General features: G+C 70.8%; 6 protein-coding genes and 1 pseudogene. 1 reads left to right on the top strand and 6 read right to left on the bottom strand.

All coding sequences use genetic code 11. From position 1 onward, the window contains the following. On the bottom strand, positions 1–1,060 hold a 1,060-nt coding region (locus G6017_RS11235; protein WP_182617388.1), incomplete at its 3' end, for a M24 family metallopeptidase. A 138-nt stretch (positions 1,061–1,198) separates the two neighbouring features. Here G6017_RS11235 and G6017_RS11230 point away from each other — a divergent pair. Next, positions 1,199–2,128, top strand: a complete 930-nt coding sequence (locus tag G6017_RS11230; RefSeq protein WP_179525258.1) for a 5'-3' exonuclease — start codon at positions 1,199–1,201, stop codon at positions 2,126–2,128. 176 nt (positions 2,129–2,304) lie between these two features. Here the strand turns inward: G6017_RS11230 and G6017_RS11225 are convergent, their stop codons facing one another. The 5 genes and pseudogenes from G6017_RS11225 to G6017_RS11205 all read right to left on the bottom strand — a co-directional run. Continuing rightward, the gene (locus G6017_RS11225; protein WP_182617387.1) at positions 2,305–4,965 is read right to left on the bottom strand and encodes a DEAD/DEAH box helicase; all 2,661 of its coding nucleotides are present in this window, start codon (positions 4,963–4,965) and stop codon (positions 2,305–2,307) included. Next, on the bottom strand, positions 4,949–5,887 hold the full coding sequence (tatC, locus tag G6017_RS11220) for a twin-arginine translocase subunit TatC (protein WP_241730486.1): 939 nt from the start codon (positions 5,885–5,887) through the stop codon (positions 4,949–4,951). The genes G6017_RS11225 and tatC overlap by 17 nt, the downstream gene beginning before the upstream one ends. A gap of 117 nt (positions 5,888–6,004) precedes the next feature. Then, complete coding sequence (gene tatA, locus G6017_RS17240) at positions 6,005–6,472, bottom strand: Sec-independent protein translocase subunit TatA (protein WP_182617383.1); 468 nt, start codon at positions 6,470–6,472, stop codon at positions 6,005–6,007. 108 nt (positions 6,473–6,580) lie between these two features. Further along, entirely contained in the window at positions 6,581–7,552 is a 972-nt protein-coding gene (locus tag G6017_RS11210) for a helix-turn-helix transcriptional regulator (protein ID WP_182617382.1), read from the bottom strand. Further along, positions 7,549–7,839 (bottom strand): annotated as a pseudogene (locus G6017_RS11205) (helix-turn-helix transcriptional regulator); the annotation flags it as partial. The pseudogene G6017_RS11205 and the gene G6017_RS11210, both read right to left, overlap by 4 nt.

The raw sequence follows: 7,839 nt of genomic DNA, 5'->3' as shown, positions 1-7,839 counted from the left end.
CGTCCGCCGTCACCGCGACGATGTCCTCGAGACGGGCACCCCACCCGCCCGCCGTGTAGATCCCGGGCTCGACGGAGAACACCATGCCCTCCGCCAGCACGGTGTCGGCCCCGGGCGCGACGAACGGGGGCTCGTGCAGCCCCAGACCGATCCCGTGTCCGGTGCGGTGGAGGAACAACTCCCCGAGCCCCGCGGCCGCGAGGTGTTCGCGGGCCGCGGCGTCGACCTCGCCGATCGCGACGCCAGGGCGCACCGCCTCCCGGGCCAGACGCTGCGCCTCCTGCAGCACCGCGTACGCCTCGGCGATCCCGGGGTCGGGCGCCCCCATCGAGTACGTGCGGGTGCAATCCGAGTGGTACCCGCTCTCGAGTGGCCCGCCGATGTCCACCACGACGATGTCCCCCGGTTCGATCACGCGGTCTGAGACCCCGTGGTGCGGGTCGGCGCCGTTGGGCCCCGAGCCGACGATCACGAACTCGGCGTGTGTGAGCCCCTCCTGCACGATCGCGGCGGAGATCAGCTCACCCACCTGCTCCTCGCTACGACCGACCTCGAGGAACTCACCCATCCGCGCGTGGACCGCGTCGATACGGCGGGCGGCCTCGGCGAGCTGGTCGAGCTCGTGCGGCGTCTTGACGGCCCGCACGTGGTCGATCACCTCCGAGGCCAGGATCACCTCACCGTCGACACCCAGCTGGAGTGGGACGAGATGGAGCGCGGGCAGCGCGGTCGAGACGGCGATCCGGCCCCACACCGTGCCCGCGACCAGGGGGACCGCGTCCGTACCGTCCGCCCAGGGATGGATCTCCGCGCCCACCCGGGCGGCGGCCCGGCGGGTGACACCGGAGAGTTCGAGCGCAGGGAGCACGAGGAGGGGCGTTCCGTCCCCGACGGGCACGACGAGGGCCGTGAGCCGCTCGTGGGACTCCATGCGTTCGCCGGTGAGGTAGTCCATGTCCTCGCCCGAGTACACCACCACGTGATCGATCCCGAGCTCGCGCGCTCGATCACGCACCGCCGTCAGTCGCCGGGCGTGGGTGTCCGAGGGGCCGGTGCTCATCCCCCCACCCTAGGTCGTCGGGCGTCGCGGGCGCCCGCCGTCCGCTCCCGGCGGACCACTGTCACCTCGCCCTCTCACGGGGAGGACTATTCTGACGCAAGGTCGATACCCGGCCCACACTCGACCCGAGGAGGCGCGGTGTCCCAGGGCCCGCTCATGGTTCTCGACAGTGCCGGCCTGTGGTTCCGCGCGTTCCACTCGGTACCGGAGAAGATCACCGGACCCGACGGCGCACCTGCCAACGCGGTGCGTGGATTCTGCGACATGGTGTCGGTGCTCCTCGAGGAGTACTCGCCGGCCGGACTGGTGGCGGCCCTGGACCGCGAGTGGCGCCCCGACTGGCGTGTGGGGTTGGTTCCGTCGTACAAGGCCCACCGTGTCGGGGACGACGGCGGGGAGGACGCGCCCGCCTCACTCCACCCGCAGGTCGGCGCGATACGGGAGATCCTCACCGCCGCGGGTATCACGCAGGCGTCCGCCGCCGACGCCGAAGCCGACGACGTCCTGGCGGAACTGGCCGCTCGTGATCGCGAGGTGCTGGTGGTGACCGGCGACCGCGACCTGTTCCAGCTGGCGTCGGCGAGCACCACGGTCGTGTACGTGGGGGCGGGGATGAAGAAGCGACTCGCGTACACCCCCGAGGTCGTCGCGGAGCGCTTCGATCTTCCCCTCGGCGACGACGCGCGCGTGTACGCCGACTACGCGGTGCTCGTCGGTGACGCCTCCGACGGCCTGCCGGGCGTGGCGGGGATCGGGACCAAGACCGCGGCCTCCCTCGTGCGGGAGTACGGGGGCCTCGACGGCATCGTGGAGGCCGCCGAGGACGACGGATCTGGTCTCACCGCCCGGCAGCGGAAGGCGGTTCTCGAGGCCGCCGACTATCTGACCGCCGCCCGCGGAGTGGTCCGTCTGCGGGGTCGCGGGTTCGAGCTCGAGTTCGAGGGTGATACCGACGGCCGGCGCGGACACGTGGACCGGGCGCGGTTGGACGCCCTCGGTGAGGCCACGGGACAGGCGCGTGCGATCGGGCGTCTGGAGAAGGCGGCCTCGGTCCTGGACCCGGCCTGAGAGCCGTCGCCGGTCCCCTGCAGGCCCGGGGCCGGTCATCTCCCGCGCCGGAAATCACCAGCGCCAGTCATCGATAAGAGCGTTCCGCACACCCTCTTCTCGCACGATGTGTGCGGAACGCTCTTCGCGATGGAGGGATGGCGCGACTGCGCGGTGGAGGGATGGCGCGACGGGGGTCAGACCGTGTGGTCGAGCACGACCCCGCGACGTAGGGACCCCACGGCCGATCGTGCCGTCCGCGCGAGATCGGGCTCGGCGACCTGCCCGACCTGGGCCAGGACGTCCACGACGAGCCGTGCCGAGCGGACGAAGTCCCCGGCGGTGAGTTCCACGCCCTCCTGCCACGACGCGGCGAGGATCGACGACAGCGCGCCACCCGACACCCAGTGGTGCAGGACCGGTGCGAGCCCCGCGTCCAGATCCGGGGTCGAGGGCAGCTGGTGAGCCTTCTCGGTCGCGGCGACGTCGGCGGCGACGAGTTCGGTCTCGGCGAGGGCCGCGCGCAGGAGTTCGTCGGACGGTTCGCGGACCACCGCGTCACTGCGGGGGTGGGCCACGACGGTGGCGATCACCGCCGCCAACCCGGCCGGGTCCAGCCCGGCCCACACGCCGCGTCGGAGACACTCGGCCACGAACAGGTCCTGCTCGGTGTGCACACCCGCGAGAAGGCGGCCGGCGTCCGTGGCGCGGATCTCGCCCTCCCGGTCCTCCAGGTAACCCAGGTGCTCCAGCAGACCGACGATCCTCCGGAAACGGCGGGCCAGGGAGTCGGAGTCGGATTCCACCTCGGCGGTGAGCTCAGCCACGTCCGCCGCTGCCCGGGCCCAGCGTTCGTGGAGACGTGCCAGCCTGTCGATCCGCGGGTCGTCGTGGAGGGGGTGTTGGCGCACGGCGCGGCGCGCCGCGGCGATCCGCGGGTCCTTGCGGACGGGCTTGCCGCCGGCGTTCTTCATCCGACCTCGGGCCTTACCCCGGAGCCCCTCCATCCGATGGACCAGCGCCCGCTTGGCCCGCCCGTCGAGCTTGCGTCGGCCGCGGGGCAGATCGACCCTCCCCACCGGGACGGGGGGTGCCGCGAAGTCCTGCTGGCGCAGCCAGCCGGTCCAGCCGGTGTCGGTCAGGCACAGCAGTGCCGGGTCGGCGGGGATATCGGTGCGGACCTGCAGCACCGTGGCGACCATGCCGAACCGTTTGCGGCCCACGGTGATCACCGAACCCGCGGTCTGTTTGAGCATCGCCGCACGGACGGAGTCCAGCCGGTCCTCCCGGGTCGCCTTCTCGGTGGACTTCTCCAGTCGGCCGAGGTCCGCACGGAGCGACATGTACTCGTCGAGCTGCCGGTCTCCGCCGGCGCCCTCGAGATCGGCCCGGATTCGGTCCCTCTCATCGGTCCTGCGTTCCACCGCCCGGGACCGGGACACCAGCGTGCGGTCGGTCTGGAACTGCGCGAACGACCTGCCGATCAGCGAGGTGGCCTCCGCCACGCCGAGTTGCTCCACGAGGTTGACGGCCATGGAGTAGTCGGGTGTGAACGCACTGCGCAGTGGGAATCGCGGGGTGTCGACCAGTGCGGACAGCGCGTCCAGGTCGAGGTCCGGCTGGTCCAGCACCACCGCGGTGCCCTTGGTGTCGATCCCCCGCCTCCCGGCGCGCCCGGTGATCTGCGAGTACTCCGCGGAGGTGAGCATGGCGTGGGTGTCGCCGTTGAACTTGGTGGTCTTCTCCAGGACGACCGCGCGGGCCGGCATGTGGATTCCCAGGGCGAGGGTCTCGGTGGCGAACACCACCTTGATCAGACCCGCCGAGAACAACTCCTCCACGATGGTCCGGAACAGCGGCAGCATCCCCGCGTGGTGGGCCGCGATGCCGCTGACCAGCCCGGCCCTGAAGGCGGTGAAGTCGAGCGCGTCCAGGTCATGTCGGGGCACCTGTGCGCATGCGGCGTCGACGTGCGAGGCGATCCGCCGGGACTCCTCCCCGGTGGTCAGCCGCAACCGGGCCCGCCGCATCTGCGAGACCGCCCCGTCGCAGCCCGCCCGGGAGAACACGAAGTAGATCGCGGGCAGCAGATGGTCGTCGTCGAGCTTCTCGATGACGTCCTGGCGCCGCGCCCATTGCGCTCGGGGCCGGGCCGCGACCCGCTCGTCGTGATATCCGCCTCGGGTGCGCCGCCGTTGGTCGGCCGCCGCGCGGACCGGGATCAGATCCCCGTCCGTGTAGAGCATGTGTGCGAGCGGAACGGGCCTCAGCTCGGAGAGCACCACGGCGGTGTCCCCCCGGATCTCGCTGATCCAGTCCCCCAGCTCGTCGGTGTTGCTCAGCGTCGCCGACAGGCCCACCAGTCGAACCGCCGGATCGAGGGTGAGGATGATCTCCTCCCACACCACCCCTCGCGACCGATCACCCAGGTAGTGGATCTCGTCCATGACCACACAGTCCAGGTCGTGCAGGGCGGAGGAGCCGGAATAGATCATGTTCCGGAGGACCTCGGTGGTCATCACCACCACCGGGGCGTCGGCGTCGATCGAGTGGTCCCCGGTGAGCAGCCCCACGTTCTCGGGCCCGAACCGATGACGGAACTGCCGGAACTTCTGATTGCTCAGCGCCTTGACGGGCGTGGTGTAGAAGCACCTGCCGCCGCCGGACAACGCCCGGTGGGCCGCGTACTCCCCGATGAGCGTCTTGCCCGAGCCGGTGGGCGCCGAGACGAGCAGATTGCGGCCGGCGTCGAGCGCGGTGAACGCCTCCAGCTGGAACGGGTCCGGGTCGAAGCCCTCCGTCTGCAGGAACGATTCGAGCAGCGTGCCCGAATCGTGGGGCTCAGAGCGTGTCGTCATACATCGCCCCACCCGACGGCGCCTGGAGGGGCCGGGCACCACCGAGTGGCTCGGGTGCGGACAGCGGGCCGGTGGACCGGACCGCACCGGAGCCGTCGAGGCGCTCGGACGGGCCCAGCGGCGACGCGGACTCGTCGTCGACCTCGAGCCACTCCTCGCGGTTCCTGCTCTTGCGCTTGTCGTGGATGCGGGCGAACTGGATGGACATCTCCACCAGGATGCACACCGCCCCGGCGAGGGCCAGCATCGAGAACGGGTCCTGCCCGGGCGAGGCCACGGCGGCGAAGACGAAGATCCCCATGATGATCCCGCGGCGGGACCTGGCGAGCACCTCGTACCGGAGCACTCCGGCGACGTTGAGCATCGCGATGAGCAACGGGATCTCGAAGCTCACCCCGAAGATCAGGATCAGCTGGATGAGGAAGGTGAAGTACTGCGTACCTGAGAGGGCGGTGGTCTGGACGTTGTCGCCGATCGAGAGCAGGAACTCGAGGGCGAAGACGATGACGATGTAGGCCAGGACGGCGCCGCCGATGAACAGGACGGCGGCGAGGAACGTGAAGGCGATCCCGTAGCGCTTCTCGTTCTTGTGCAGGCCGGGAGTGATGAAGGCCCACAGCTGGTAGAGCCAGACCGGGCTGGCCAGCACGATGCCGGCGGTCGCGGCCACCTTCAGACGCAGCATGAACTGCTCGAAGGGGCCGGTGGCGAGGAGGCGGCACTGGTCCCCCGAGTCGCCGAGCTGGAGTCGGGCACCGGGAGGGATGTCGCAGTACGGGCCGGTGAGGATCTCACCCAGCGAGGGGACTCCGAAGAACCCGCTGCCGTACCACCAGAATCCGAACCCCAACGTCACCACGATCGCTGCGAGGGCGATGAGCAGTCTCGTGCGCAGCTCGTAGATGTGCTCGATGAGGGGCATCGTGCCGTCGGGGTTCCGGGGCCGGCGCCTGCGCTTGGACAGCAGCCGACCGGCGCCGCCCCTGGGGGTGGCGCCGGTCTTCTCCGGTCCGGTCCGCGTCATCGGTGAGGTGGCCTGCTACCGCTGGGGGCCGGTGCCGCCGTCGTACGGCGCGGTGGGATCGAAGTGCTGCTGGTGCTGGCCGGGCTGCGGCGGCTGCTGATTAGGCTGCTGACCCTGTGGCTGTTGGTACTGCTGCTGGGGCTGACCCGGCTGTTGGTACGGCTGCGGGGGCTGACCCGGCTGCTGAGCCTGGGTCTGCTGGTACGGCTGCTGCGGGGCCTGCGGGTAACCCTGGGTCTGGGGCTGTGCCTGCTGGGGATGCGCCTGCGGCTGGACGTACTGCGCCGCATTCGGCTGGCCGGCCTGCGTGAGCGCCTCAGGCTCGGCCGGCTTGTCGTCGTTCTGCATCTCCTTGATCTCCGACTTGAAGATCCGCATCGACCGGCCGAGACCGCGCGCGGCGTCGGGGAGCTTCTTGGAGCCGAAGAGAATCAGCACCACCGCGAGGACGATGAGCCAGTGCCAGATGCTCAACGCACCCATGTCAACCTCCGTTTGTGGGACAACATGCCCATGCTAACGCACCGAGGCCGACAGGCGTTGTCGCGGTCCTCGTCTGCAAAGGCGGTGACCAGCGGGTTCACCACGATTTCACGTCGACGATATCGAGTCGTCGCCTGCCGAGTAGAGCGCGAGTCCCGCGGTGGCCCGGGCGGCGATCTCCGCGGCCAGCGCGGGGTCCGACGGCGTCACCACGTCTGCGTGCCCGAGCAGGAACCTGACCAGCCACGCCCGGTCGTGATAAGCGATCGAGACGTCCAGATCACCGTCCGGACGCCGGACGACGTCATGGAAACCGAACTCGTCGAGGAACCACGCCGCGGCCGAGGGGACGACGGCCCGCTCCATCAGGACGCCCGCCTCGCCGTCGTCCTGGGGTTCCGGTCCGAGCGCCCGGCGCGGTCCGACCTCCTCCACCCCGCTCATCCGATCGGTGCGGAACGTCCTCCACTGACCCGTCCCGCGGTCGACGCCGTGGACGTAGGAGTGGCCGTCGGACACCGAGAGGCGAGCCGGATCGACCACCCGGGTGGTGGAGGTGTCCGAGCTGGCCGAGTGGTAGACGAATCGCAGCGCGTGTCCGTCGTGGACCGCGGTACGCACCACATCGGCATCCGGGGTGGTGGTCTCCGGACGGGGGGCGTCCACGCCGCGTCCCCCGGCACCCGACTCGACACCTGCCGCGGTCCGGAGGGTCTGTAGCAGATCGCGCAGGGCGGTCTGGTCGACCACCTCGGGATGGTCCAGGAAGATCGCGAGTCCGGTCTCGAGTGTGACGGCCTCGGCGGCGGTGAGCCGCACGGGCCGGTCGATCCCGGCGGTGAACGTCACCTCGACCAGCTCGGCGTCGTCGAGGTCCTCGGACGAGAACGCCAGGTCGATGAGGTCACCCGGGCCGTACCCGGGAAGCCCGCAGGACCACAGCTGCCACAGGGCGTCCCGCAGCTGCTTGTCCGACATGCCGAGGTCCCGCGCGGCGTCGGCCACGGGCACGGCTCCCCGGGTGTGGAAGTAGGGGACCACGCTGAGCAGCGTCGCCAGGGGGACGGCACGGGGGGTCATCGGACGGCCTCCTGCGCAGCGGTGAGGATGGTCACGACCCGGACGCGCAGCTCGGCGGGTCTCAGGGCGACGGCGTCGGCGCCCTGGGAGGCGACCATCGACGACAGCTCGCCGAGGGGGGCACTCACCTCCAGGTCGATGCCGGCACGACCGAACCGGGTCGCGGGCCCGGAACCGCGGGCCATCGCCCGGAGTTCGGCGGCGTGGCCGTCCGCCGCCCACACCGTGGCCTCCACGACCGGGTTCAGGCGGGAGATGGCGTCGTCGAGCAGTGCGAGCACCTCGGT

This window comes from Dietzia sp. B44, assembly GCF_014145245.1.
Classification (GTDB): Bacteria; Actinomycetota; Actinomycetes; order Mycobacteriales; family Mycobacteriaceae; genus Dietzia; species Dietzia natronolimnaea.
Note: the sequence above shows the minus strand (reverse complement) of the source record. Positions and strands in the feature narration are given on the sequence as shown.

What these genes read in the sequence shown, in the direction of transcription:
- G6017_RS11225 (WP_182617387.1), bottom strand. Translation starts at nt 4,965, where the DNA reads ATGACGACACGCTCTGAGCCCCACGATTCGGGCACGCTGCTCGAATCG.
- tatC (WP_241730486.1), bottom strand. Translation starts at nt 5,887, where the DNA reads ATGCCCCTCATCGAGCACATCTACGAGCTGCGCACGAGACTGCTCATC.
- tatA (WP_182617383.1), bottom strand. Translation starts at nt 6,472, where the DNA reads ATGGGTGCGTTGAGCATCTGGCACTGGCTCATCGTCCTCGCGGTGGTG.
- G6017_RS11210 (WP_182617382.1), bottom strand. Translation starts at nt 7,552, where the DNA reads ATGACCCCCCGTGCCGTCCCCCTGGCGACGCTGCTCAGCGTGGTCCCC.